Source organism: Granulicella sp. dw_53, assembly GCF_018449545.1.
In the GTDB taxonomy this organism is placed as follows: Bacteria; Acidobacteriota; Terriglobia; order Terriglobales; family Acidobacteriaceae; genus Edaphobacter.
Map to the genome: position 1 here is coordinate 77365 of NZ_JAAVUR010000002.1, position 26304 is coordinate 103668.

The 26304-nt window shown below is 52.8% G+C and carries 18 protein-coding genes; 9 read left to right on the top strand and 9 right to left on the bottom strand.

The genetic code is table 11. The annotated features are described in order from the left end of the window. Positions 1 to 729: 729 nt before the first annotated feature. Complete coding sequence (locus HB393_RS03290) at positions 730 to 1755, top strand: hypothetical protein (protein WP_213803736.1); 1026 nt, start codon at positions 730 to 732, stop codon at positions 1753 to 1755. Continuing rightward, a complete protein-coding gene (locus HB393_RS03295; RefSeq protein ID WP_213803737.1) occupies positions 1752 to 2759 on the top strand; it encodes a hypothetical protein in 1008 nt (335 codons plus the stop codon). Before HB393_RS03290 ends, HB393_RS03295 begins: the two co-directional genes overlap by 4 nt. Before the next feature lie 503 nt (positions 2760 to 3262). On the opposite strand, the gene HB393_RS03300 is transcribed toward HB393_RS03295, so the two are convergent. From HB393_RS03300 to HB393_RS03315, 4 genes are all read right to left on the bottom strand, one after another. After that, positions 3263 to 3523, bottom strand: coding sequence for a hypothetical protein (locus tag HB393_RS03300; RefSeq protein WP_213803738.1), 261 nt, complete (start codon positions 3521 to 3523; stop codon positions 3263 to 3265). Next, positions 3523 to 3975 (bottom strand): hypothetical protein, encoded by a 453-nt coding sequence (locus HB393_RS03305; protein WP_213803739.1) that lies wholly within the window; start codon positions 3973 to 3975, stop codon positions 3523 to 3525. The genes HB393_RS03300 and HB393_RS03305 overlap by 1 nt, the downstream gene beginning before the upstream one ends. Before the next feature lie 83 nt (positions 3976 to 4058). Further along, the gene (locus HB393_RS03310) at positions 4059 to 4595 is read right to left on the bottom strand and encodes a hypothetical protein (RefSeq protein WP_213803740.1); all 537 of its coding nucleotides are present in this window, start codon (positions 4593 to 4595) and stop codon (positions 4059 to 4061) included. Positions 4596 to 5110: 515 nt separating this feature from the next. Next, a complete protein-coding gene (locus HB393_RS03315; protein ID WP_213803741.1) occupies positions 5111 to 6397 on the bottom strand; it encodes a hypothetical protein in 1287 nt (428 codons plus the stop codon). A gap of 103 nt (positions 6398 to 6500) precedes the next feature. On the opposite strand from HB393_RS03315, the gene HB393_RS03320 reads away from it, so the two are divergent. Further along, positions 6501 to 7637: an RES family NAD+ phosphorylase gene (locus HB393_RS03320; RefSeq protein WP_213803742.1), complete on the top strand. Its 1137-nt coding sequence runs from the start codon at positions 6501 to 6503 to the stop codon at positions 7635 to 7637. A 7-nt stretch (positions 7638 to 7644) separates the two neighbouring features. Here HB393_RS03320 and HB393_RS03325 read toward each other — a convergent pair whose 3' ends face one another. Together HB393_RS03325 and HB393_RS03330 are read right to left on the bottom strand one after the other, a co-directional pair. After that, a complete protein-coding gene (locus tag HB393_RS03325; protein ID WP_213803743.1) occupies positions 7645 to 8439 on the bottom strand; it encodes a DUF2971 domain-containing protein in 795 nt (264 codons plus the stop codon). A 117-nt stretch (positions 8440 to 8556) separates the two neighbouring features. Beyond that, on the bottom strand, positions 8557 to 9765 hold the full coding sequence (locus HB393_RS03330) for a hypothetical protein (protein ID WP_213803744.1): 1209 nt from the start codon (positions 9763 to 9765) through the stop codon (positions 8557 to 8559). Between the two features lie 224 nt (positions 9766 to 9989). Here HB393_RS03330 and HB393_RS03335 point away from each other — a divergent pair, with 224 nt between their 5' ends. The 4 genes from HB393_RS03335 to HB393_RS03350 all read left to right on the top strand — a co-directional run bounded on the left by HB393_RS03335 (position 9990) and on the right by HB393_RS03350 (position 15659). Then, entirely contained in the window at positions 9990 to 11687 is a 1698-nt protein-coding gene (locus HB393_RS03335) for a hypothetical protein (RefSeq protein ID WP_213803745.1), read from the top strand. A 310-nt stretch (positions 11688 to 11997) separates the two neighbouring features. Beyond that, positions 11998 to 12864: an endonuclease NucS domain-containing protein gene (locus HB393_RS03340; RefSeq protein ID WP_213803746.1), complete on the top strand. Its 867-nt coding sequence runs from the start codon at positions 11998 to 12000 to the stop codon at positions 12862 to 12864. 566 nt (positions 12865 to 13430) lie between these two features. Continuing rightward, a complete protein-coding gene (locus HB393_RS03345) occupies positions 13431 to 14603 on the top strand; it encodes a Fic family protein (protein ID WP_213803747.1) in 1173 nt (390 codons plus the stop codon). 63 nt (positions 14604 to 14666) lie between these two features. Then, positions 14667 to 15659, top strand: a complete 993-nt coding sequence (locus HB393_RS03350; protein ID WP_213803748.1) for a DUF3644 domain-containing protein — start codon at positions 14667 to 14669, stop codon at positions 15657 to 15659. Between the two features lie 238 nt (positions 15660 to 15897). On the opposite strand, the gene HB393_RS03355 is transcribed toward HB393_RS03350, so the two are convergent. Both HB393_RS03355 and HB393_RS03360 read right to left on the bottom strand, forming a co-directional pair. Then, a complete protein-coding gene (locus HB393_RS03355) occupies positions 15898 to 17124 on the bottom strand; it encodes a type II toxin-antitoxin system HipA family toxin (RefSeq protein ID WP_213803749.1) in 1227 nt (408 codons plus the stop codon). Continuing rightward, the gene (locus HB393_RS03360; RefSeq protein WP_213803750.1) at positions 17096 to 17374 is read right to left on the bottom strand and encodes a helix-turn-helix domain-containing protein; all 279 of its coding nucleotides are present in this window, start codon (positions 17372 to 17374) and stop codon (positions 17096 to 17098) included. Before HB393_RS03360 ends, HB393_RS03355 begins: the two co-directional genes overlap by 29 nt. Before the next feature lie 884 nt (positions 17375 to 18258). On the opposite strand from HB393_RS03360, the gene HB393_RS03365 reads away from it, so the two are divergent. Continuing rightward, complete coding sequence (locus HB393_RS03365; RefSeq protein WP_213803751.1) at positions 18259 to 19479, top strand: hypothetical protein; 1221 nt, start codon at positions 18259 to 18261, stop codon at positions 19477 to 19479. A gap of 104 nt (positions 19480 to 19583) precedes the next feature. After that, entirely contained in the window at positions 19584 to 19958 is a 375-nt protein-coding gene (locus tag HB393_RS03370; protein WP_213803752.1) for a hypothetical protein, read from the top strand. Between the two features lie 718 nt (positions 19959 to 20676). Here the strand turns inward: HB393_RS03370 and HB393_RS03375 are convergent. Next, on the bottom strand, positions 20677 to 26238 hold the full coding sequence (locus HB393_RS03375) for a DUF3320 domain-containing protein (protein ID WP_255550767.1): 5562 nt from the start codon (positions 26236 to 26238) through the stop codon (positions 20677 to 20679). Positions 26239 to 26304: the final 66 nt, after the last annotated feature.

A 26304-nucleotide genomic window follows, 5' to 3' on the forward strand; every position in this document is an offset into this window, starting at 1 on the left:
ATTCCGTCTTCGAGGTGTCGTCCATCCTCCGGATCTACAGATGTTTCGAATATGCCGCCTCGCAAATTTCGATGATGACGATCGCGGTTGAGTTAGTCTAGGTCTCCCGTTTTGCAGACGCTCGAGAACTGATGGATTATTGTGGCGTTGTGCCGAGTGAGAACTCCAGCGGGAGCGAACTCGGCGCGGTAGTATTACGAAGACGGGCAATATGCACCTAAGACGAAGCGAAATGGAGTTATCATTGTCCTCCTGCCAGCTGGGCTGGGTTGCGCAGGCGACAGCAAAGCACGTCGGAACAAGCTAAAGAGATCGCATGGAAGATACAACATCGACTGCATAAACGGTGCGCGAGACTGGTCGCCACGGGCAGATATAGGAAGCTGACCGCACCGGAAGATTCTTTATCAGATTGATCTGGACGAGTTCAACATCCCATACCGATGGTTGCTTTTCATCGAGGATGAGCCGCAGATGCTCACAGATTAGCCGGCTGGAAGATACTTGGACATTTAAATTCTTGTCCAAAGATCTAGCGGTCCATCCGAGTCCTGACTCGTCTTGCCTATACGTCCGCGTTACTCATTCCCGTCAGGTATTGGAAGGCATAATAAAGCATAGATCGCTAACTCGACCTGCTCATAGTCTGAGAGCAACGATGAAGGTCGATATATCGCAGTCGAAACACCGTGATTCTGTGCCAGTATCCGATCGGGATGGATCCCGGCCATGAGGCTCGATATTGGTGACGACGACCTGCGCTACGTCCGGCGCGAGAGGGTACCGGATCTTAGACCAGAGGAACCTGTCAGCAAACACCAAGAACCTTTGATCACGCCGGGTTCGCTTGACCGGCGTGTTTCCGAACTTAGAGAACTAGCGGGCGAGAATCGGTTTCCTGAGATCCCTCGCCGGCAGTATGAGCGCAGGCAAGCTGCGGATCCTTCGCCCACATCCGACGAGAGGCATGTCCGAAGCCGCCATCATCTGCAGCCGGGACCAAACGGAATCCGGCTGCGCTCAGAAGAAAAGGCACTTCTGGGTGAAGCGGGACGCTTTCGTGTCCTCTCTTTAAAAGACGCCGCGGGTTCTCTCTACGGCGGAGACGAGCGGGCCCTTCGCAGTGATCTGCGATTCCTTAAAGAGAAAGGCCTGGCTTCGGTCGACATCATCAACGCCCGGCGCGACGGACGCTCGCGACCGGTCGAGCGAATAGAGGTCCTCAGCCTCACCCGCGAAGGGGAGAAACTGGCTCGCCAGAGCAATTCCGTTTCACCTGATCAGAAGCTCTATCACGGTCTGGTCAAGCCCCGGGAAGCAGAGCACGACACCCAGATCTACCGCGCCTACCGGAAAGAGTGGGAGCGGATCGAGAAGGAGGGCGGCGCGAACCCTCGGGTCCTTTTGGACTTTGAACTGAAGTCCCAGGTGCAGCGGGCCATCCACGCGGCCAGAAAGGAAGAGCCTGATCGCGACATACAGGAGATCAAGCGGGAGGTCGCTGCAGAACAGGAGCTTCCCTTCATCGACGGGCAGATCCAGATTCCAGACGCCCGGATCGCGTACGACCTCGATCAGGGATCCCGTAGCGGCTTCTCGGACATCGAGGTGGTGACCGCTGCCTACCGTCCTGGCCACCTTCGTGCCAAGGCGCAGGCTGGCTTTCATACCTACATCTCAGGCCGGGATGCTGCCAGCATCTCCCACCAGATCGAGGGAGAGCACCATCTGCTCGATCACGTCTTCGATCTATGACCCCAGCCTACGATCCTATCCCTGAGTTGCGCAAGCTGGGTTACACCGAACGGGAGGCGGCGTTCCTTTATCTTGTGGGGATACACTCCGGCTACTTCCTCCGGCGTCAGTTCCTCGGATTCATCGAACGGAAGGACGGAGCGATGGCTCAGCGCTTCTTGCAAAAATCTATCGGCGTCGGACATGTTCACGCCATCGAGTATGCCGCCGGACGACATATCTATCACTTGCGTTCGAAGCTCATCTATCGTGTCCTCGAAATGGAAGACTCACAGAACCGCCGGATCAAAGGAGACCGCCAGATCAAAGCGCGGCTGATGCAGGTGGACTATTTGACAGTCCACTTCGGAGAGCAGTTTCTGGAGACGACGCAGCAGAAAGTGATCTTCTTCCAGGAAAAGTTGAAGCTCCCGGTAGAATCTCTGCCTCAGGTTTCCTATGGCAGCAAGAGTGCGACCTGCTATTTTCCGGACCGGTTTCCGCTCGCGGTGTCTCAGGAACCGAACGAACCCCACCCCACGATTACACTGACCTTCTTGGATGACGGCCTTCGTTCACTATCGGCTTTTCTCCGCTGGCTAGAACAGTACACTCCACTGCTCCGCTCGCTGCACCATGTTGAAGTCGTTTATGCAGCCGACAACTCCCGCAACTTTGCCGATGCGGAGAGGAAGTTTCTTCAACAATTCCCCAAACGGGTGGCGACAAAGGAACTTCCCCGCGGAGTCGAGCATTTCCTCTCTTACCTGGAAGTCCGGACCAGATATGACCAACAGAGCGGTGGCTACTCAGCGGATCAGGTGCGCATTCTCAGGGATGGAATGAATCTCTACACTAGTCTGGAGCATCAGGCCCTGCTCTCCGCATGGAAGATGGGCAGCACCGCCGAAGCAAAGATCCGCGCTCGATTTGAGCCCCAGACCAACCGAGCTTCCATCCAGTGCTACCTGCTCGAGTACGACTATCCTGTTTGGAGCATGAAGTATCGGCGCGCTGTGCTCTGACACACATACACTTCCGAACGCAGGAAGATTTTGAAAATCTTCGACAGTGCCCGGTGGATGTTCGCTCTTGATTCGAAGCGATCCGCAATCCAGAAACGCTACTCTAGATCGACCTCATACCTCGAATTGCAACTGTGGCCCGGCCTCTATTCAGAATAGAACAACCCCTTTAAATACAGCGAGGTCCTGGGAAGAGCGGGTCAAGGATAAGGTGAAGTCAGGGGCGGGAGCGACCCCGCCCTCACGGGCTTCCGCTGACGCTGGTCGCTCCCGCCCCTGACTTTTTGAGGTATCAGATTCGTACCTCCGCCGGACCAAAGCAGGTACCGACTCAGGCCCAACTGAGGTCCAGGTTAGGTCCTAAGTCGGTGCCAAAGCCGATCAGCTCTCGATCAATGCAGCATCCAGAAATGATCAGAGGTTGATACCGAACTGATCCAGCCAAGATCATTCCGGTACCTGATCGGCATTCTTACAGGATCAGTGCAGTATCCATGTTCTGCTCATTGGATATCCGTTCGAGGCCTAAAGGAGAGCAGTTCGGCACCGACTCCGAACAGATTCGCGATCCGGGCTACGGCCTCCAACGAAAAGTGACTCCATGCCTCTTCGTCGCTGGCGGCCACAAACTTGGCCCAATCCCTGGCCGCGACCGGACCTATTTGTTGATGGAACCTGAGCATCGGCATTCCAGCCTCCGTCCGTAGCGCCTCCACTCTAGCGATCAGCTTGCGCCGGTATTCCTTGTTGTTCATGGTCGGCATCAGGACCTCCTCGCATCGCTTGCCGGCTGTCGTTGATCGCTGTCAGGTTCCGTCTCATCTTCATCATTGTCTTCGAACGAGCCGCTCAGGATATCCTTCGTGGTCGTCCTCCTCATACCCCGCAGGATGCCGAGCTGCGAGGGCAGGCCCTGCTCCCGGAGTTCCTCTTCTCGATTCCTGACATCGAAGTAGCAGTCATCCGGATCACGAATTTTCTTCTCCCAGGCCACTCGTTCCCGATTGGCTTTGAGCATGGTCTCCTGCTCAGACTCCTCCAGGGCATCGAGTACCATCATGTTCGTATCCGCCAGGTACTCGCGGAAGTACGACTGATAGATGATGAAGTCTTCGTTGTTCAACTCCGGATACTCCGCCAACTTCTCTAAGAAAAGTAGCGCGCCTTCCACGTTTCGATTCAGATCCGCCAGATATCCCAGTGCATTGCGATCCATGTACAACCAAACCTTTCTGCAGCCGCAGGGCTGCGGTGGGAGCCAATGTGTCTGTCGAGTGAACTGCGGAGATACGCTATTGATCAACTGGACTCATCGGGTTTGGTCGCTTTGGCAGTTCTGTTTCTTATGGATAGCTTTTCATCGAGAAACTCGATGCGGGGAGGAAGGCCCTGATTGATTCGCTCGACCTCGCGCTCCCGGACATGGAAGTAGACATCGTCCGGATCGTAGAGCTTCTTCTCTTCGACGTGACGTTGACTCTGAAAGAGCCATGCCTCGGTATGCTCGATCTCCGACATGGAGTCCAGAAGTTCCCGGCTGGAAGCCGCACGGACGTACTGGATCAACGACTGGTGATAAAGAGAAACCTCTCGGTTGAGGCCGAACCGGCTGCTTACTTCCTTCAGAAGATCGACCATCTTCTGGGCGTAGACGTTGAGGGAGTACAGATGCTCATAGACCGGAAATCGTAAGGGAGGTGTTCCTGTGCCGGCATGGCGCACAGCTTCATGCCATGCGCGTTCGCGCTCCTCAGAGACTTGACTGTTTTGGAAGAAGCTTTGGAAGGGTTCGTTTGTGTTCGATGCGGACCTGCGGGTATTTTTAGAGACAGCCATTCTGTCGCCTTTCGTTGGAAGGTGATGGGTGGTCAGGGATACGTCGGTGCTAGAACACCGGCGTGTCCCGCTAAAATGCTCTGTCCGTGTTACCTCTGTTTCGAAACCAAATCAAGTCATTTCTCTACGCGAGTGCGGCTCGGACGACGATGAGAAGGTATGAAGTCGTAAAACAGCATTTCCATCGGCGGCAATCCACTGTAGTGGAAACAGTGGAAACCTGACGAATGAATCTACCTGCCGACCCTAAGTTCCGTTTGCGCTCGTCGCTTACCAGGAATGGGACTCGGCTTGCGATCATCAATTCCGCACTACTGGCCGACACCAACATCAAAAAGGTTCCATGCACGTTTGGGGTGTCCCGGGTGGCCCTACCGGACCGAATCCGAGGGTTAAACCGCCGCCTAGCTGCTTTCCGCACTGGTTGTGCCAAATGGTCAGGCACCACCCATCTACCTGCTAGTCAAATATGAAAAAATATCTCGATTGGCAAAGGACGCAACGCCTACCGCTACTCAGCGGAATCCAGGAATGATTGAAACTGGACTGTCAAAAACGATGGGTTTATCTGAGAAACCTGAGCGCCAATGTTCGATCGTCGCTGGTAGTTTCGTTCTAGATGCTGGCTCGGTCGTGAAATAACGGACCACATCGTCATCGATATACGCCGCCCATAATGATCCTGTACTACTTCTCATGACAATCGCTTCCATAATTGTCGCTAACCCCCTTACCAGACCAAAAATTGCTTTCCCTTCAAAGATCTCTTTCCATTCGGTCTCTCCCGTACCTCCAAATCGCAACATGAGTGATTCGAAGTGTTGGCCAGTAATCGAATAGAGCCTCTGTAGATCCAGTTCGTCGAAGAAGCCGAGATCGAAGAGGGGGTCTGCTTCTCGCTCAAATGTATTGGTGAATGACGTACCCATTCCATGCCAGTGTCTACAGCCTGAGATCTCGGCTACTTCGATTTTCATCGGTTCTGTTTCGTTTCGCCTAAAGTGAATGCGGCATATTTCTGTGGAATGCGAGGCAACAAGCTTTGCCTCCGCCGTATAGAGGCTTGCGAATTCAGCGAAACCGGCTACTGAACCAAGATGAGCTCCATTGTGAACATCCAGATGGAAGAAGAAGCCTTTGCTTCCCACCTCCCTGATGAAGAGGCGTCCACCATAGCTGGAAGTCGCATTTCCTGACGTCCAAAAGCCCCACCATCTAGGTTCCCATCTACCCGGCTTGGTCCAGAGAGCTTCGAGTGGATCGAGGGACATGCGGAGCGCTTGATCCAGTTGACGAGTCAAAGTCTCTTTAACTTCGCTCTTTTTCTCCTTTGAGCCAGAACTTAAGGTAAAGGTGAGAACTCGTCGTCCGCGCAAATCGAAAGGCAAATCATTCGGCGAGCCAAAGGCAACATTTTGAATCAAGATGATGCGATCCCATCCGATATGGGTGATAGCAAAACCCAGCTCAACAAGTACATTCGGATTTGGTGATCGCTTGACTTGTCTATTGGGACGAGAAATTTCAAATCCGAAGGCGCTTACGACAGGTCGTACATTTATGAGGGTGATGTCGGCTACAAAGATGTCGGACGATGCGATCTTGTGAAAAATAGAGTCAACAATTGAAGGAGTGCCGGATAAGCCGCTCGTATCTCGATCCAACACTGGGGACAAATCCGTTTTTGAGTCTCTTCCAATTTTTTTAAGCGCTCTTTCCAAACTATCTTGGATAAAGTTGCGGCAAAAACGCGAATCGATATCTGATTGCCATGAGTAGAAAACCGTTCGTTTGATTGGCATGGAATGTTCGTGGAGGCCTTTCGGTGCCTATGCGACGCTTTTATATGAGGTCGTTTGCTAAAGCAAACTCATCTGATTGACGAGATTATGTGCAGATTAGACTATGACAATGAAAGCTTCAGAATACTTTTGCTGCGAAGCGTGCTTCGAACATGCCTGGTTACGGGGCTTGGCGAAAGAAAAGAGCGAATCACAAGGGCGATGCTTCTACTGTGATACTGTGTCCGCCTTGACGCCCATCGATGCTTTCCGTACCGGCTTCACAAATCTTCTTGGCGATTACATTCCGGTTGAGGGTGCAAATGGTGGGCGAGACTCCTATTTCCCATCTGTTCCTATGGTCGAGGCCGTTCAACGTGATTGGAAGGTGTTTTCCAACCGCTGCCTTCCAGAACGAATCGAATATTTTCTCCCTTCGCTTTTCAACGGTGATCGTGATTCGCCAGCAAGAGACTTCCAAGCTCCTGTAGTTCCATTCCACCGGAATGCGATGAGTACAGCCTTCGGCAAATGGTTTCAATTCTGGATGATTGATCCGACAGCATTTTCCAAACGTATAGACCCCGATGAGCCGTTGGACATTGATACGATTGCAACTCTTCCAAATCAACAGGCTCAACATCTCAAATATTTTGTCCGCACTCTATCTCCAGCGCAGCAACTATGGCGGGCTCGCGGTGATTATGCCGGAACCTCAGAATGGGACTGCCAGCCGTTGCCACGCCATCAAATGGGACATAACCCAAAATGCCCAGCGAGTCGCCTGAACCGTAGTGGCGAAGCTGTTCTTTATGCTGCTGAAGCTGAGAAAACAGCTATCGCGGAGATCCGGCCGGGACGAGGTTTTATATGCACTACCTGCGAGCTGACCACAAAAAGACCGTTAGAGGTGCTCGATCTAGCATCACCGCTCGCCGAACTCAATCCGTTTACACACGAGCATTTATCGTGGCACCTGGATCTACAGAGAGTGGCAAGAAACGTCAGCGCTCACATTGCGCAGCCGATCAGCAGAGGCGAAGATTCTGTTGTGTACAACAAAACACAATATCTCGCGAAGCTAGTTAGAACAATGAAACTTGACGGTATTCGTTTCTCAAGTTCGCTTGATACGCCGAGCGGAGTCAACCTCGCATTATTCGATCCCTCAGCCGTTGAATACTCTAATGCGCGTCTTGTAACGATTACAAACACACAGATCTCCTATGAGATTAAGCAACCGAGTAGTTTGAATAAGTGACGATCCCTTACCAATTCCGGTATGGGATCTGCGAGGAGCGCACAGCCACCCCATGCAGATTTTCTGACTCGATAAATGCCCGCATCGAATAAGCCGAAAGCTCCTTCTCTGGAGTCGGGCCAACAATAATCTCTTTTATGAAGGAATTTTCCATGCTTGTCCCTGTAAAAGAAAGATATGTTGCCGGAACCAGGAATGATTTGCCCAAGCGGCACACCACAGGTAGCGGATCGTGGATGAAGACAGAATTTGCGGACATGCGTATACGCCATTCGCGCTCATTCTTAAACGCGATATGTTTGTAAAACGGTCTTGCTGATACCAACAGGCGTTCCGCCGCGACTGATCGAACGACCTCGCCATTTATTACATCGATGTAATTGCAAGCGGAGGTAATGAACTCATCAAAGCTCGAGCCTTCGTTCTCTCCGAGATAAATCATCCTGCCTAGCATTAAGAATCGTGCCCGGTCATGTCGATCCCCTTTCGCCAGGTCGAGAGCCTCTCTTAAAGCCTGTGTATCAAACCCAATGCATACGCCTTGGCTTGGAGGCGTGTATCCCCTCCATTGGCTGAGATCGTCGGCGTTCTCGGAAAGAGAAATAACATAAACAGGATCATGCTCATCGTTCTCTAAATGATTGAGCAGCCATTTCAGCGCGGGTTTGGTATCTGCGTCGGCACGTCGCAAGCGTGTCTTCAATCGATCAGTGATAGTGGTCGTGAGATGCGTCAGCTCTTTGGTGTCATTTAGAAATCGAGTATCGCTTGCCAGCAGCGATCGGCTGCCCACGATTTTCATCAGTGACTCAATAGATGTGTAGTGATATAGGGCACTGGGAGCCTCTTGATCGAGGTGATCCCAAAATCCTCTAGGCGGCTTTCTCATGGGGTCCGTTCTTTATCTTGACTGACATACTTATGTTACTGGGCTCGGTTCGAGTTCTTTCAGAAGAGTTCCGCTGAGCGTCTTGAAGCCGGGAAGCCCAGTACCCAGCACCCGATTGAACAGAACAGTAAGCAGGATTGGCTCTTCATTCGTCCAATCGTCGAGAAGAGGATAGATTGTCCACTGCTCACTCAGAGCACGATCCACGCGTGATATTAAATTGCCGGGAATAGTGTTTAGGGCGCGACGACTGTTGACGTCACGCGTGACAGAATAGGCAGCAGCCTTCTCCGTCACTATCTGGATATGGCGTCGAACTTGGGGAATCGAGTAGTGCTCCAAGGCATAACGTAGGGCTTCCTCGGTCTTCGCTCCTTTTCGGTAATCAGGAAGTCGGTATTTTGTCACCGCTTGCAGAAGAAACCGGGAGACATCATCGACAGCCAGCATCCACCAGAGAGCTTTGACGCTCTGGCGATAAGACAGGTATTCTTCACGAGAATCGATCATCGCGCCAAGGCGTGTCATGAGTTGTGGAAATGTCACGCCATTCACATCTCTAGCGAATTTCCATCTGATTCGATGTGGATTTGCGCTCCAGCCACCTTCGTCCTTGATTTCAATCGCTGACAGCGGGGTGTGCCGCGAGATTTGAAGTATTCCTGTGTCAGAGAGTTGTTTCAACAATTCACCGGAAAGTTTGTCCGTCGGACAGAGATGCAGGTTTGCGCTGTCACCAAACTCTCCGGTTTCACATGCGTGATCTGATGCCAGCAGGATGGCATACACGAGTATGGCCGCTGTGTATCCGATTGAGCCGTAGTCGTAAGGGATGTCTTTGCCGCTTAACTTTTCAAGAACAGCAATCTTCGCAGAGCGGATCGCGAGTTCTTGTTCCTGGCGTTCACGCTCTACTTCCTCTGCCCGTCGTCTCCTGCATTCAAAACAAATGTAATCGCCATAATTTTTCGCGACGAAGTCGGAACGTGAAGTCAGTTCTTTGTGTGCCGCGCATTTTATGCATGATATTGACTCGTCGAAGGAGGTCGACGTTGCACGGACGATAGAGGTGATGTCCTTCCGTTTCACGCCATGAGACGTGACGACCTGATCTACCGATTGATCCCAGATCCACCGGTTACCATCATAGTGTCCTCTCCAATAGTCGATCGCCACCTGACGACTTGGTTCTTCACTACCGGATACAAAACGTAAGATCGGCCTTTTCTGCTCCAGCATTTCTCTTCCGAACCTCACACAGATGATTCACTGATCATGCCATGAGCGAGAGTGTGGAAAAGATGGACGTTGGGTTTATCGGATCTGTCCCGAAAAGTATCTACAGACGCGTGACGGCTATACTCCGCAATGGATTCAGAACCTATTGCTCCCGCGCCAAATCATAGGTGCTCCATTACCCGTGCGTTCCTATGGGGCATCGGGTTCGGTGAAGGCAGATCTTCGTGACTCTTCCGGAATGGAGAACCTGGGTCTATTGGTCAGAGATTTCGGACAGTAAAAAAATTACTGTTGACGAGTTCAGGCAAGCCATTAGCCAATATCCGCGCAGCGCATGGCTAATCGCGTGCGCACGCCTCAGCATTCTTTTTAAATATGGGCCGGAAGCAAATACAGTTGCGTCGAGAGAACTCACTGCAAAATGGGCACCAGCAATGTTTCCTCCCGTACTCCTACCGCGGGTGATGAAGGAATCGAATCAAGATCGCCCTATCTTCTTTCAGGGGCAGCTACGCTACCTGGCTTCACAAGTCATGCGACTCAACCCGGCTCATGAGGAAGATGGAAAGAGCATCCCTGACATTATCCTGGGCGGAATACTTCTCGCAGCCGGTGAGTTACTCTACGAGCCGCCTCCGAATAACCTGACGAACGATCTGGATAAACTAGCGAACTATATCGCCGATTTCTTACCCACATATGAAATCGACTCTCACACAGATCCAATCATGCTGTTTTTGAGGTTCTATATATTTCTGAATATCATCATCCCCACCCTTCCAGAGCACATCAAGAAGCAAGCAGCAGTCGAGGAACTTTGGGAGAAAGAGTTTCATTTCCCGCTGAAACGATACTGGCAGCTCGTCTATGCTTGCACCATTCACGCGATGGCAGAACGTGCCGATCTTCCCGCGGATACCCCACCTCCGGATGGCGGCATACCAATCTCGTGGTTTCAAAACACAAATCTTACGCCTGAGCAGATAAGCGCGGTCTTTGACACCATTTCTTTTCAGCTCAGTGATCTTCCTGACAAGAAAAAGGTCCATGGTTTCGCTGATTTCGAATATTTGAAAGACCATCCGTATTTCCACACGAACGATAAGGTCTATGCTATCGACTATGAGTTTGCCGTTGCAAAACTAGAGAGCGGAGCCTTGTGGCGGGTTGCAATGGCTATGCCTAAGAACAAAAGGGAGACCTATTTCGGATTTTGGGGAGAGGTATTCGACCGCTATGTTCACTGGATCTTCGAAACCTACACCGATAAAGAAAAGAATAAGTTCTATCCGTCACCGATGTATCTGAACGGGAAGGATAGCCGCCCAATTTGTGACGGAATAGTCATGTGCGGGTCGACAGCCGTATTAATCGAATCGAAGCTTGGGACCTGCGCCGCCGAAGTTCGCTATTCAGGCGAATATCAAAAGTTTCGCGAATATCTGGAAAGGAGTCTGGTCACAGGAAGCGACCGCGCAATCGGTGTCAAACAGCTTTTGGCAACCATTATGAATCTGACGCAGCGCAATAAAGCTTTTCTGCCAGATTATCTACGTGGTGTGCGGAAGATAATCCCCGTCATTATCACCAAAGACGAAATCGGATCGAGCTGGGTAACGAATGCTTACCTCAATACCCGATTTCAAGAGCAGCTTAACCGAAAAGCCTGCAAGCCGGTAAAGATTACACCATTGGTAAGTATGAATGTGTCGACTCTTGAAAGGATGATCACGGCTCTATCGGAAATGGAGTTCTCCGACATACTGGAGGATCGGATTGAGAATGACACTTTATTAACTGGTCCATTCGACGCCGCGAGTTCCTATGTCCGCCACGGCATGCCGGGCAAGCTATATAAACATCTCGAAATACTCCATGAACTGTCGGAAACGATGGGAGCTGACCTTGGAATGGTTGAATGAGACAAACGGTCACGACCGGCTTCATAACAAACCGCGCTTACAGCCCACAGCGGCTGTGATATAGAGTCGTTACGCGATTGGACGATCACTTTTTGTTGGACCGGGTCTCCTTTTTAGCCATGCCCATTTTCGGGTATGTGGTTCTGGTCGGATATAGTCGATTGACCGATTTCAGCCATGACCATCAGCACAGTCAGGCAGTGAGTTAGTAGATATGCCGAAGCTGTCGCAGTTGTTCGAAGACAATGGTTTGAAGCAATACATGTAATGCGGGAGAGGTTCAGCAATGCGACTTTGGAAGATCAACTGTATGGAGAACGACTTCCCCGGCATCTGGCAACGCTGGTACCGGAATCAGTGCGTTGCAGTCGGTTGGCGTTCCACTTGGGGTTTTCCCTTGGAAGGGCCGATGCCCAAGAAAAACTATGGCTGGAGTCGGACGCGCAAAGCTCTCCAGAGAATTCGGATTGGCGACTACGTCGTTGTCTCCTTAAGCGACAATCGGATCGCCAGATTAGGCGAGGTCACGGGCACCCAATTCGCGGATACAGATTGGCGTCCGCTCGTTCCGCCTGGTCCGGGCGAGCGCGACGGCGAGATGGGTCGCCGCATACTGGTCAGATGGGATTTGACGATTGGCCCCGATGATCGCGACACAGTTGTACGCATGCCCGCAGGATCTCGCTTCACGAGAGGTGAAATTCGACCGACAATCGGAGAGATCAAATCGATGTCCCTGGCTGACCTCACAGGCATCATGTCCGACAGGAAACACTGGGAAAGTCTGTTTGCTCATTTTGATTACGAGAAGGCTTTATCCGGTTACATCGCCACCTACCCACATCACCTTGAAGACGGTTTAACTCAACATCCGAACCAGAAAGTGCGTGAGAAGGTTTTCAAAGACCGCACGAGGTCGGACGTTATTCTATTGGACAGGGACGGAACGACAGTCATCGTCGAATGCAAGCAAGGTCAGCCGGAACCCAAGGATGTTGACCAGCTTCGCCGCTACCTCGCTCATTTCTTCAAAGAGACGAAGCTGAAAGCCAGAGGCATTCTCGTACATGGTGGATCGAAGAAGCTTCACGCTGATGTTGAGGCAGCGGCCTCAAAGTCCCAAAAAATCGAGGTAATCCAGCACCGCCTCGAAGTCGAGTTCTCGCGCTGCAACTAAGGGAGAGGACCATGCGGGAACACTCCAGCCTACGAACTGCACCCAAATTTCAGTCAACTAGAATTCAACGCAGTTGTGAAATCGATGCAAGAGGCTGACATGCTGAGGGTTAGGCTGTAGGCTCGCGGCGGTGTGGGATCGCTTATGCCTTCGGTGAGAGGGCTTGGAAAGGCCGGTGTTTGCGGGCGCCTGAACTCAATCTCGCCGGGGTGGATCCGAAGACCCGCGCAATTCATGGGATCGGATCTCATGCCCGATAATATGCTGAAAACAAGAGACTTAACTCGTGGGACTAACATGCATTTCTTGCTGCTACGATATTGCTAGTCGATTGTGCCTCGAAGCGTTGCCTAACCGAAATCACTTGCTCGCTGCGGCCAAGATCGACTTATAAGCCGATCTTGACGCACTGGGCGGCGATAAGGTGGCCTATTACTAGTTCAATCGCGGACGAATTCACGTAACCGATGGAATATGCGCGATTCGCAAAACGCAGCCTCCGGTTCAGGGCGATCCGCATTAGCTGCACGCTGGGTGCTACCCTTTAAGCTCATCGACACTCAAAAATGGGCATTGCGAAGAAAGCATCGACGGCCGAAACTCTCCGCGGCTGGGTCGGAGGTAATGTCAACGCTGAACGCTTGGCGGGGGCCATACTTGCCCTCGAGGGTTACAGGCAGATCGATCCTCAACACCCGCTTGGAGGTCCGGATGGCGGAAAGGACATTCTCTGCACAAAAGGCGGCAGAAGCTACGTCGGGGCCGTCTACTTCCCGGTGGGCGATAAGTCCCTGGCCGCGATCAAAAAGAAGTTCAACGCCGACCTAAAGGGCGCGAAAGCTTCCAAGGTCGATGGCATCGTGTTCGTCACAAATCAGGCGTTGAGCCAGAAGCAACGGGGAACGCTGAATGCGCTCGCCTTGGGCCAGAGTCTGTTATGTGAGCCGATCCACCGAGAACGTATGCGGGTGCTCTTGGATTCGAGCGCGGGGTATGGAGCTCGCCTTCAGTTCCTCGGCATCGAAATGGCTCCCGAAGAACAGTTCGCCTATTTCACCGAGAACGACAGCCGGGTCGAGCGCGCTCTGGAAAAGCACACCAAGGAGATTACACGTTTGGCGAGACTGATCGAAAGGCTTGGTCTTGGACAGCGTGAAATCTTCCACACGATGGCCTTGCTGGCGACACCACCAGCTGACGATGCTCCGACAGCAGTTTCTATCCCCGACCTTCTCAGGTCCGACGCGGAAGCCGATGCGGTGACATCAAACATGACTTTGGGCTTTCTTCTATCGATGCATCGCGTTTCGTGCCCAGATCTGCAGGCTGACATATTGGGCCACTTGAGAACCGTGCAGGTTGAGATTCGTTCATTTCACACGGTCGTCAGCAGTAACGGTGAAGCCATGCCGCCCGCGCCCTCGGAAGTCCCGGACCTTTTGAAGACGCTGCTGGTCCGATGGAATGAGAGATACGAGAGTCTGAGCGTCGCGGATGAGAAATCGCGGGTACGCGCGATAGCCCAGTTCCATGCCGAGTTCCTGCGCATCCATCCCTTCGCAGACGGTAATGGGAGGGTCGCTCGGGCAGTCTTGGTACAGCAATGCATCGATCTCTTAGGTCAAGCTGATGCGGGCCTACTTGATGCAGGCGTCATTTATCAGCGTGCCTTGAGGATGGCTATCGAGGGCAAGCCGGACGATCTCTGCACATTGATCGGTCAGATCGTTCATGGGTAGAGGACATTGAACAACTGACCAAGCCTCGAACCGCATCACCCTCAGAAATAGTTACGATGGTCTATGCCACTGAGCGCCGATTTAGCAGAGAAGTCCGTCCAGGCCGCAATCGCAGCGATCGAGATTTATAACAAGCCGAACTTTTCGTACAGAGAAGAGGCATTCTCCTTGCTAATGACGAACGCATGGGAGCTGCTGTTGAAAGCGAAATGGCTCGTCGATCATAGCGAGATTGTGGAGTCGCTCTACGAGATGGTGAAGAATGAACCGACCGGTCCCGAGCATCCGAAGGTAAACGGCAGCGGAAATCCGATCTCTCACGGTCTGGTCTACCTAGCGGCGCGAATGATGGAGGACAAGAACTCAGGGCTCGAGCCCGCATCCAACGAGAACATTCTGGCGTTAGTGGAGATCCGGAACAACGCAGCCCACCTGATCAACAAAGATCTCTACATCGGCCGACGCGTACAGGAGATCGGAACGGCGTCTCTACGCAACTATCTGACGCTTGCCACAGAGTGGTTCGGCCTGAATCTGTCCGTCTACAACTTCTTCTTGATGCCGATCTCGTTCTACCATGGGTTCGAAGCCGCCGAGCCCGCAAGTCGAGCTGCTTATCCGGAGCAGATTCAGCGCCTGCTTTCCTACATAGACGCCCGAGAGGCGACCGAGGCCGAAGGCGAGGGCAATCAGCACGTCGCGCTTCACCTTGAAACTCGTTTGGTCAAAGGCAAGGATGCTGCAGCTCTTGAATTCAGGTACACGGACGATCCAAAGGCACCGGCGATCGCCGTGCGAGAGCAGGACGTTTTCAAGAACTATCCGATGACCTATCGCGATCTGTCAGACACGATGAAGCGACGCTACTCGGACTTTCTCGAGAATCGCGATTATCACCGCCTACGTAAAGCTCTCGAACGCGAGCAGAAGTTCTGCATCTTACGCTTGCTGAACCCGTCGAAGCCTGAGAGCACAAAGCAGCGCTTCTATAACGCGAATATCTTCCAGGAATTCGACAAGCATTACCAGCGTCGCAAGAAGGGCGCGCAAGGATGACAGGCATGTTCAACGGCGAGCCGGTTGTCGGCGGTGGTTGATGAGAAGGTCCGGATCGAACGCGTTGAGCATATACGGAACATCGACGAATCTAAAGCAGTCCAATTGGTCCTATTTCATCCTAGATCGCATCGATCTAAACTTCATGACATCAGCTACATACATTGACTCTAAAACCGCTTATCTGGATTGGAAGGCAGCCCTGAAAAGGCCGGTGGCCAGAGGGTGTCGATTCCAATTAGATTTTGATCGATAGGGCAATACCTTTTTCCCACTCGGGAAGCAACCGCTCACCAATATCCACAAAGTGTGGATGTTCCTTCATGTAGCCGCGCACTTCCACTGATGTGCTATGGATTGCTTCTGCGATGCGACCAAGAATGTTTCTTATCTGCGCGGGTGTGCCGCCAGCGCGCGTTTCGCCAAGCCGCTGAAGTTCCTTTGCAGTTGGCCATCGGGTGCTTCCGTTGAGCGTCAGGGCCATGCTGTCTTTGGGAAGATAAACAGCGGTCGTCACAAGGTCATAGACCGGAGCCAGGCGTGCTTCGCCGAGCACGTCATCATAGACGATTCCGAAATTCTTCAGATGCGCATCTCCATTGCGCAGCGCGCAGTTGAGGGCGATGAGAGTGAAGAGTTTCTCAAGATCGGTGTAGACATGCGGCGAGTTCGCGAACTGCTGAAACCGCTTGAGAATCGAGGTTTCGTAACTACCGCTGTATTTCTGGTCGGTTCGTTTTGCATTGAGTACGCAAAAATCCTCAAAGCCGCGATAGGTGCCATCAAGGCGAAGGTCGAAACGGTCAATCACCAGCGCGCTCGCATCCTCAGAGAGGGAGAAGTGGGGTACGTCGAGTCCACATTTCTCGGCGACCTTGAGACAGAAATACTCGTTCGCCGCCAATTGCGGAAACTCATTCGGTTCCCAGAACTTCACAATGTGAGTCGCACCTCGATAGCTTTGCGACAGCCGTACATCTTTTCTATGGGCCGAGAAGGCACTCTCATCACGGACCAGCACTTTGGGCTGAACGCCACTAATGCCTGAGAATGAGGCGAAGCGCTCGATAAGGTAGCGGAATAGATCACCGCCACGCCGGCGTTCCAGGATCTCATCAACGGACTGAAAGGGGACATCCTCCTCCAGCTTCTCTTTCTGGCCGGTATAGCGAATGCGACCAACCTGCGACCGTCCCACGATTCCCAGCAGGTCAAAATCATCGAATGTCCCGGTAGCTTTTGCAAAAGCGAGTCGCAATCGCTCGCGAAGCACGCCCTCCGGTAGATTCATCTCGAAGATGGGCGCAAGACCGAAACGTGTACCCCAGGATGCGAGGCGCACTGGCATCGTGACTGATACAGCACTCATACCGATGGTTTCGGGCAGGTACACGAAGGTACTTCCGCGATCACCGGAGCGGTCGAGCAACCCGGTTTCAGCGCTGTCGGTCCAGACCCTGATCATCCTGATCCTCTTCCATGAGCTCTTCCAGCGTTGGGCGACGGCCTGATGTTTCCTGAATCTTCAGTTCCATCCCGAGCACCGACAGGAGCTTGATGATTTTGGAGAGACCCAGTTCTCCGAGGCGGCCGTTCTCCAACGCATCCAGCGTGGAATGCCCAACTTTTGCTTGCTTTGCAAGCGCAGCCTGACTGAGGCCCAGTGTTTTGCGTCGGACGGCAATTTGCTCGCCTATGGATCTGAGCGTCAGCATCAACCTAATATATAAGGTAAAAATGGAAAAATCCAATAGGTCGCACGGTATATGAGGCTGTAAACCGAAGACTGAGACACTTCAGCAGCTAACTGTAGGCCATAAGTACGATTTGGAAATTGGAAATTAGTTTTAGAAGTATCGTCGGCTTAATAGATGAGCCGCTAGAAATGTGATCTTTCCCGGACCAGACAGACTTGGCATTCCCTTTGCTCAAGCCATATTCCGCGCCAGGCCTAATGCGAAAGGAAGCACAAGCAAATTAGATACATTGCAGGCCTGCGCAACCACTCATTCGTTGAGCTCTCGATGTAAATTGATCCGTCGATTCGAATATGACGTGGGAGGGAGGTAGCAGTGACGATAGCCGAAAGTCGGCGCCGAGCGGCCTTCAGTAGGCAGGGAAGGTCGCCTTGAAACGTCGGAACAAATTTAGGAACAATTGGAGCCGAACGCACTCCAAATAGGGCGTCAGGCTCCGCGTAAATCCAACAAAAGACGGCCTCTCCGGTTGCCTTTAGCCCGCTGTTAACCGAAGGGTTGTAGGTTCGAGTCCTACCTTAGAAGCCATAAACACAAACCAGTGATGAGTTGTTGCTGGGGTGCGTCGAGATGTGCAATGTCATAAAGCTGCGTCCAGCGGCGTTGCTGCTTCTCCGTGCCGGCCGCAAGGTACTGTTTAGAGGGAAGTGCGGAGGCAAATTTGACTGATAACGATGGCATTAGGGTTCCTGTCCTTACGAAGACTGCTAACTTCTCGCTTAGGTGATCTCGAAACGAAGAGGAAGCAACATTCATCGTCTTTTACCGATTCGCCGTGGTAACGCGCTCCGAAGGGTTCGATTGATAGAGACTGTAGGTCTTCTGGTCGATATGCTGGTGCTATGAAGGCTGCCACTTGGGATGATTTGACCTCTTCCGTTTGCGTTGGGGATTCGATACGCTATTGGGCTCCGAAGCGTGGCTATAGGAATGCAACATTCAATATCGTGGCAATTAACGGGAACCGTCTTGACCTTACGACGAAAGAAGGGAAGCCCGTTGAGGTTCATCGAAAAGACTTTGGGAAGGTAGCAGTGCAATTCGACGACCTCCTACAAGGCACAATAAGCCGACAGGAACTCACGAAGACGAGCGGGCGCACTGCCTACATTCTCAGCCTCATCCGCGAACTTAACGAACGACTCAAGAGGCCGCACCCAAAATTAGGAGATCTTCTCAGCGCGAACAGTCGAGTGTTTTTGAAATCCGAGTATGGTCCTGTCTCTAACGAGTGGCCAGCGGTGTCCTTCAGTGTCGAGGGTTATGCACGCAAGCTTGCCGAGATTTTCGACACAAAGGAGGATTGGGTGCTCTTCGCAGGAACGGACGACCATGACCTCACACCTCCGGAGTTTCGCAAGAAGTTGCTGTGCGTGGTGAGGATCCGTTCAGGGCCGCCGGTCGACTCGGGTGTACTCGTAGATCCTGGACGACTGAACTATTTTCAGCAAGGCGATCCCAAAAAGTTCGCCTACTCCCTTCAGGCGACGGCAGCTTGGAAGCTGGCAACTCTGCCAGCGGCTCGTGACCTATTAAAAGAGAAGTACGGGGTCATTGGTCGCGGACAGGCAAGAAAATCGTACTTGATTCTTTCCCCTACAGAGATTGATCGTCTTAAAGACCTGCCAGTAGCCAGAATTGCGTTATCGGTCCTTCCGCTCGACGAATTCCATCTAGCGGAGGTCATAGACAGTCTCGAAGATCAGTTCGACCGACTGTTGGGATTGTTAACAAGACGTGCTCAACTTGGTGGGACGGCGGTGTCTCGGAACGCCCCTATTCGGATCGTTAAACTGACCAAGCAAGATCTTCGAGAGATGTGGGCGGAGCAAGGGGGGCTTTGTCGTCTTTGTAACGCCGCGATACCTCGGTCCACGAGGAATTTCCTTCTTCAGGTCTCAGCAGATAGGACCGACAGCAAGGTCGAGACATACAGCCGCGCGAATACGCAGCTAACCCATCTCGGTTGCAATTACGGAAAGAATTCGGCCGACGCGGAGCAATTCGCCGACTGGCTTCGAATCGTACGAGTGGCAAACTCGCTCAATCACGATGATGATTAGATTTGCGCGTATTTGCGTTCATTGCATACGCTAGATCATGGATTTCGCATTGTGGCGCTGTCAGGTGCGAACGGGAATGGTAGGCTTGCTTTAATGGAGGTTGGATGAGCATAGCTGGAGCAATAATCGAACTGAATAAAGAGATCGATCGTCTCAACAAAGAGGTTGAGCGGCTTATCAAGATGCGTGACTCGCTGTCCCATGGATATGTCGGAGTAATTCCTCCAGTTGTGAGCCAACCGGCCACTGAAGAGAAAACTGTTCAAGGCAAGAGAAAGTACACAAGGTCAGCAAAGCTCGCGCGGAAGACAGCGGCTAAAAAAACGGCACCAGTGGAGAAGCCGTCTGTCGCCAAGAAGGCCTCTACGGTTTCGACGGTAGCTCCCTTAAACAAGAGAGTGATGTCCGCTGCAACGAGAAAGAAAATGTCGGATTCTGCGAAGGCGCGCGCGGCGGCCAAGGCGGAAGCGGCGAAATAGCCTCAAGGGAGGTGCGAGGAAACTCGCGCCTCCAATCCCGCAATATGCCGGTCGCACGACAACTCCCATCCCGGTGCTCTGTGAGAACCGAAGTCGTGCCCGAGGAGGATGATGATCCGACCGGCGCGGCTAGGCAGTTCGATGTGTGGTGCCACGCTGGTGGGAAGGTCGTGGCCGGATTGGTCAGGCGGCGGGCCGCTGAGTCCGGGGCTGTTTGCCTCCGAGTTGCTGGCTGGCCGCCCAAACGGTCTCGTTCAACAATGAATTCGAGAAATAACAAAGGTCGAGGTGCTTTAGCCATTGCAGCACCTCGACAACACTCTCGCGTTCATTGCGTTGTCATAGGTTCCTGGTTGTCGGCGACTTGTTCGACGAGTCAGCTGAGACCTCTCCCGAACAAGGGCAGAGGTCGGAATCGCGGCAAGTCCAATTTGCGAGGGTGCTGGCGAGGGTGCTGAAATTTGAGATTCGCGTTTTTCCCAATGTTTTTGAGTGCTCAAGGATACTGCCGTTAGCCATCAATGCCCATGAAATCATTTAGATACAACCAGTTAGCGTAACGTTGTGTAGGCAATCAGTAGCTCGCGGAAGAACGCTCACTGCTCTTGGAGGTTTCCAACGTGCTTGTCCCTGAAACTTGGACATCCTAGTAGATCTTCGCCATAGGGAAGCGAACCTGCTGGGTTGCGCCGCTTGTCTGATCCGACAATGCCCATCCTCAACTACGAATGCAGAACATTCCGTCCTTCTCAACCAGCCTTTCATTTTCAACCAGCGACTGCTTTCTGCCATCGATAACATCTCGAAGCTGACCGCTCGTGGATTTGAATCCGAACATCCGAGAAACCGCTTGGATCACCTGTTCGGTCGTTCCGCCCATACTTACATTGATGACGCTGAGGATTGCGGTATCGATCTCCGTGGGTGGCAGCATCTCTACCCGTCGCAAGCCTGGCGAATTCACTAATGATCGATCTCGTGGGATGCTCTCTTTTCCTGCGATCTGTAGGAAGTCCCCTCCTACAACTAGACCCTCGCTGATCGCTTTTTGAATGGCGGTGTCCAATACCGCCTGAATCCTTCCTCCTGAACGTAGGAGATTCCAAGCCGAGCGAATACGAACGACGACCTCATCACGGTGAACAGGGCCTTCAACTGTAACGACATCTTCCACAAACTTCGCCAATAGCGTTAGCGAGGTCGACGGAAGATCTTGATGCGTGGGAATTGCCGTCAGCGTGGCTTCTTTGTAGAAATTGGCAGTAGTTTCAGGGAGAGCTTCCAGCCTCAGTTCCGCGACGTCTCCGCGTTCGATCGTAACGATCTCTACAGGTACGGCTGCGTCACGTTTCTGAACTCCTTCGTTTCGCAGAACCTCTTGCGCATCCTTGATTGCCTGAAGGAGCTTCTGTGCCTGCTCTGCAGGACGCTGTAACCAATCCATCGCCCAAATCCGATGAAGTTGCCATCCATGATCGCGCAACACGGCGTTTCTGAGGCGGTCACGATCCCGCGCAGACTGAGCATTGGCGTATGAAAGGCCATCTAGTTCAACGCCGAGGACGTACCGCCCAGGCTGTTCCGGGTCAGCGACAGCAATGTCGATGAACAAACCTGAGAGTCCGACGTGTCGATGTACTTGGTACCCCTGCACCTGAATCACATGTTCAACCTGGTCGCCCATGGCACTCAGAGACGGATCTTCAGACGCAAATGGTCCCAATTGCAGGCGGCCTGTCCGGGCATAGTGAAGAAAGAGTTTGAAGGCTACGACACCTTTGCCTTTCGCCCGGTCTGTATCTATATCTTCGTCGGTGATCGATGCGAATACATCGCAACGTCGCTTTGCCCGGCTGATCAACACGTTCAGTCGTCGTTCTCCGCCATCGGTGCCCAGAGGCCCGAATCTCATGGCGAAGAAGCCTTTTTCATTGCGACCATATCCAACTGAGATAAAGATCACGTCGCGTTCATCGCCCTGCACGTTCTCAAGGTTCTTGATGAAGAAGGGTTCGCTCGGATGTGCTGTAAAAAAGGCTTCAGCTGAAGGATTTACACGGCGCATAGCCTCAAGCTGGTCCAGAATCGCCTTGCGCTGACGTACCGAGAATGTTGCGACGCCCAAGGAATGCTCAGGGTGATCCAGAGCATGACGGATCACAGCCTCCGCAACAGCCTTCGCCTCAATTGAATTTGCTCCGCTAGATCCCGATTCAAAAACGCCGTTCGCGATGTGGATGAAGCGAAGCCCCGTGCCCGCCTCCTGCGTGTAAGGGCTCGGAATGATCCGCAGCTTGTTCTCGTAGAACTGACTATTTGAGACAGCAATGAGCGATTGATGTCGGCTTCTGTAGTGCCAGCGGAGCATGCGTTGCGGCAGACCACGTGCCAAACAAAGCCCGAGCACGCTTTCTACATCACCCACCTGCGCGCCGGCTGTTTCGTCATCATCATCAGCTGCTGAACTATCGTTGGTCATTTTGCTGAAGAACTGCGTTGGTGGTAGTTGACGTTCGTCGCCAACCACCACGATCTGCCGACACCGCGCAATCGCCCCGAGCGCATCGACAGGTTGAATCTGGCTTGCCTCGTCCATCACCAGCAGGTCGAACATCGTGTGCCCGGGTGAGAGAAACTGCGCCACAGAGAGTGGGCTCATCATCATTACCGGTTTCAGCGCTTGGACTACTGGGGCGGCTCTTAGCATCAACTGACGGATGGGCATGTGGGCGCGGCGTTTCGCAATCTCGCCACGAAGAATGCCGACCGGCCCGATTCCGCCTGAAGCCGGAATTCGACGATGGTGCGCTCGAGCGGCTGCTAACGCTGCAGCTTTGATGTGTTGCAGATCCATCGAACGGAACGAGCCAATAGTCCGCTCATGAAGCGCACCATCAAAGCGAGCCAATTCAGGAAACGTCCGCAATTGATCCTGCAGTAGCCCCTCGTAATAGGAGGCGTGGAAACACTGAAGCAGAGCCGATCCAACTATCGTTCCCGTCTCAAGTGCTCCAACAAAATCGCTCAGTCCAAGTTCCTTTGCTCGTTTCGACCGCTCTTGGTAACTTGTCCAATGCGAAAGTTGCTCACGCTGCTCCAGCATGCGGCTAAGCCTGGCTTCAAATGGTCTTAGAAGAAGTGAATCCAGGTCCGGACCTCCTTCATCGCTCTGCAGGTCCCAGTGAAGCAACTCAACGAGGAGAGCAAAGTCGCGGCAGCGATCTTCCCGAGCCATTGCCAGCTCTGTGGCCTGTGACGATAGTGCCGCACAGTTCTCGATACCGCCAGCTATCCATCGGATGTCCTCGTTCTTAGATACCCATGCAGTTGCCTCACTCATCGCTCCCCAATCAGACGATTCACTTTGCCACATCTCTCCAAACGCATTTGTTCCCAGGGCGCTGGCATCAACCAATGCAGCCTTCGTGGCCAGAAACTTCTCAATCGTTCGCAATAGCGAAATTCTCTCGGAAAGAAGAGGGGGCGGCAATACCGCTATCCGGCAAAACAGAGCATCCGCAGCTGCAATTGGGTTCAACTCATGAACGAGTTGTTCAAAGCTCCGATCGGAAGGAACCACTTGAGAGATTGCGGTTAGATTGCTCTTGAACTCACGAACAAGACTGCCCAGTTTCGAAACTTCAATATGCAATACTTCGCTCTGTCTTTGCGATACCGCGAGGTTGCGGATCATCGCCCGATCAGACGACAAGGAAAAGTGTGAAAGGCCTCTCATCCAAGCTGTCAGAGCCAGAAGGTGGGAAGACGCAGACCGAGCACCTCGCCATTCAGGCCCGAAGATTTCGGAGCCGAATTCCTTCTCTCGATCAATTTCTGCTGATGCTTTCCTGCCACGTTGCAATGCATCCAGTAAGGCGAGCTTGTGATTGAGTGGAGCCTTCGGATCCGACAGAAACGAGTTCACAAATCGATTCTGCTGGCGCCAGCGGCCACTGAAGAAGCGTGTCAGGCTCGTACCGTACTGTCCTAGAACCTGTCGCGCTTCGCTCAGATCTACCTGCCAGCCTGCATCTGAAATCTGGTTTCCGACAATCTCCTTCGCCTTTTCCAAATTGGCAAGAGCTTCGGCGATGTCATGTGCGCGCTCGACCTCGTTCTCCCATCTCGGGCTCATGAATGCTCCGGCTGATACAGCAGGAGCATTCGCAATCTGCGTTGCCACTTGTAACAACAACTCCACGGACTGAAGAGTTTCCAACGCCTCTGTACGCTTGATGGAGCGATTGAGGGAAGCCGCAGCTTCGCATAGTTTGGGAGTCGCCAACAACAACTCGGCCACGATGGACAATTGTGTTTCTGAGAATCCCGGGGGTAGGACAGCCAGCGTTTGTATAGAAGACGCAAGCTCTGATCGATCAAGCCGTGAAACCTCGTCCACCTTCATTCGACCGTGGAGATTGGTCATCAGATCCCCGTATCTGGTACCGAGACCGATCAATGCTTCAATTTCGTAAAACCGGGTCCACGCCTCTGACCGTAATGCAACCCCGCTCAGCCCCGGAGCTGTGGCCACACGGCGTGCCAACTCTTCCATCTCCTTTGCCTGACTTAACGATTCCGGTTCCGGCGACAGCAGCGTCGTCGCCAACGCCGATAAGCCCGCAAGATACGACCGGAGTGTTCCCAGGATTGGATCGATATGCATGGCCAGTCGTGTGACATCCGTGGGGAGCAAAGGAGGAAGATCAACACCATGCCACGCATGCTCCGCAGGTGGGCCAATGAGAGCTATCCTCTCTCGCAGACCGTCGAGTAGCTCTTCTCGTTCCTTCCGTTGATCCTGAGTCCAGACAGGTGCCTCGGCCAGCGGATATTCGGTAGGCAAGATCCCATCCGCATGCAGACGCGATAGCTCTCCCATGACCTGAAACGGAGTAAGGCCCGCTCGATCGTGAACGAGATGCAGACGAGAGACAAAGCCATTTAGTTCGTCTCGTGTCGACAAGAGCGATGAGTTGAGCGTGTCTTCTGCGGCGCCCCGCGGACTACCAAGATCCCAGGTTCGGCTGAGTTCTTGCAGGAGTTGACGCTTGTTGGCCTTATTGCTATGCAACTCCAGGCAGGCGTCCCCAATACCCGCCTGATCGAGACGTCTTTTCACTACGTCGAGCGCAGCCATTTTCTCAGCCACAAACAGAACTGTTTTGCCGTCCGCCACTGCCGATGCAATCACGTTTGCAATCGTCTGTGATTTTCCTGTTCCAGGAGGACCCTGGATAACCAGATTTTTACCACGGCGGACTTCATGCACTGCCAGTGCCTGAGAGCTATCACAATCCACAATGTGAACCATGTCAGCCGGCTTCAGGAGAGCGTCCAGATTTGCGTCCTCAGGCGTTAGCTCATCCTGTTGAGCGAAGCCATCAGAGAGTAGAGACCTAACTAGCGGCTGCTCAGCGATTGTGTTGTTCGAAGGCCAGCACTCTGGATCGAGATCGCGATACATCAGGAACTTCGCAAATGAGAAGAATCCGAGGACAATGTCGTCCTTGCAAACCTCCCATCCTTCCTTGCTCTTCACTGCATCGGCCACGGATCGCATGTATAGCGATGGATCAAAGTCGTCCGTTACGTCACATTCAGGCAGCCTGATCTTATGAATGCGATCCAGATACGCTTCCAGGGAGAGGTTGGATGACACATCTTCTGTCCTTGCCTTCAGCTTGAACCGTTCGGCTGCCGTTCCGCGCTCCAGAGCCACGGGCACTAAAATCAGGGGAGCATAACGGACCAGCCCTGCATCTTTGGGATCGATCCACTTCAGTGTGCCAAGCGCCAGGTAGAGGATGTTGACACCTTGCTCCTGCTCAAGGGTGCTCGCGTCGGTATATAGCTCCAGCAATCTCTTCTGAAGTGCTTGGGAGGTCAGGCGCGTCTGAAGGCGTGTATCACTATGGCGTGCAAAGACGCCCCGCTCATCCATCGAGTTATCTTCTGGCTGTGCAAGCTCAGATATTTCATCAAGCTCGGCTTCTTCGGAAGGTTGAGTCGCCTCTAATTTAGTCGCCCCGCGACCAGGAAGAAAGGTGAACGTCTTTCCTTCCTTCACGAGAAGGCGATAGGTCTCCACCGACTTTTCGTCGATCACAGTAATGCTACGAGCGTTCTTTGCAGATCTCGGAAGGTTCAGCAGACGATTGCGTGCCGACAGGTCAAGCAGTTCCGTCCGGGCTCGCTCCAGCTTGGTGTCGAGGGGCAGCGCTTCGCGGAACACAGATTGAAACTGTTCCGACGGCAAAGGCTCTTCTTGAGTCGGCATATTCCTCTGATGACCTGTATCGGGGTGTTTTGTTCAACGATGAGTGTGAGTATACGCGCCTTCACG

Coding starts and splice junctions, on each gene's coding strand:
- HB393_RS03290 (WP_213803736.1), top strand. CDS start 730: ATGAGGCTCGATATTGGTGACGACGACCTGCGCTACGTCCGGCGCGAG.
- HB393_RS03295 (WP_213803737.1), top strand. CDS start 1,752: ATGACCCCAGCCTACGATCCTATCCCTGAGTTGCGCAAGCTGGGTTAC.
- HB393_RS03300 (WP_213803738.1), bottom strand. CDS start 3,523: ATGCCGACCATGAACAACAAGGAATACCGGCGCAAGCTGATCGCTAGA.
- HB393_RS03305 (WP_213803739.1), bottom strand. CDS start 3,975: ATGGATCGCAATGCACTGGGATATCTGGCGGATCTGAATCGAAACGTG.
- HB393_RS03310 (WP_213803740.1), bottom strand. CDS start 4,595: ATGGCTGTCTCTAAAAATACCCGCAGGTCCGCATCGAACACAAACGAA.
- HB393_RS03315 (WP_213803741.1), bottom strand. CDS start 6,397: ATGCCAATCAAACGAACGGTTTTCTACTCATGGCAATCAGATATCGAT.
- HB393_RS03320 (WP_213803742.1), top strand. CDS start 6,501: ATGACAATGAAAGCTTCAGAATACTTTTGCTGCGAAGCGTGCTTCGAA.
- HB393_RS03325 (WP_213803743.1), bottom strand. CDS start 8,439: ATGAAAATCGTGGGCAGCCGATCGCTGCTGGCAAGCGATACTCGATTT.
- HB393_RS03330 (WP_213803744.1), bottom strand. CDS start 9,765: ATGCTGGAGCAGAAAAGGCCGATCTTACGTTTTGTATCCGGTAGTGAA.
- HB393_RS03340 (WP_213803746.1), top strand. CDS start 11,998: ATGGAGAACGACTTCCCCGGCATCTGGCAACGCTGGTACCGGAATCAG.
- HB393_RS03345 (WP_213803747.1), top strand. CDS start 13,431: ATGGGCATTGCGAAGAAAGCATCGACGGCCGAAACTCTCCGCGGCTGG.
- HB393_RS03350 (WP_213803748.1), top strand. CDS start 14,667: ATGCCACTGAGCGCCGATTTAGCAGAGAAGTCCGTCCAGGCCGCAATC.
- HB393_RS03355 (WP_213803749.1), bottom strand. CDS start 17,124: ATGATCAGGGTCTGGACCGACAGCGCTGAAACCGGGTTGCTCGACCGC.
- HB393_RS03360 (WP_213803750.1), bottom strand. CDS start 17,374: ATGCTGACGCTCAGATCCATAGGCGAGCAAATTGCCGTCCGACGCAAA.
- HB393_RS03365 (WP_213803751.1), top strand. CDS start 18,259: ATGAAGGCTGCCACTTGGGATGATTTGACCTCTTCCGTTTGCGTTGGG.
- HB393_RS03370 (WP_213803752.1), top strand. CDS start 19,584: ATGAGCATAGCTGGAGCAATAATCGAACTGAATAAAGAGATCGATCGT.
- HB393_RS03375 (WP_255550767.1), bottom strand. CDS start 26,238: ATGCCGACTCAAGAAGAGCCTTTGCCGTCGGAACAGTTTCAATCTGTG.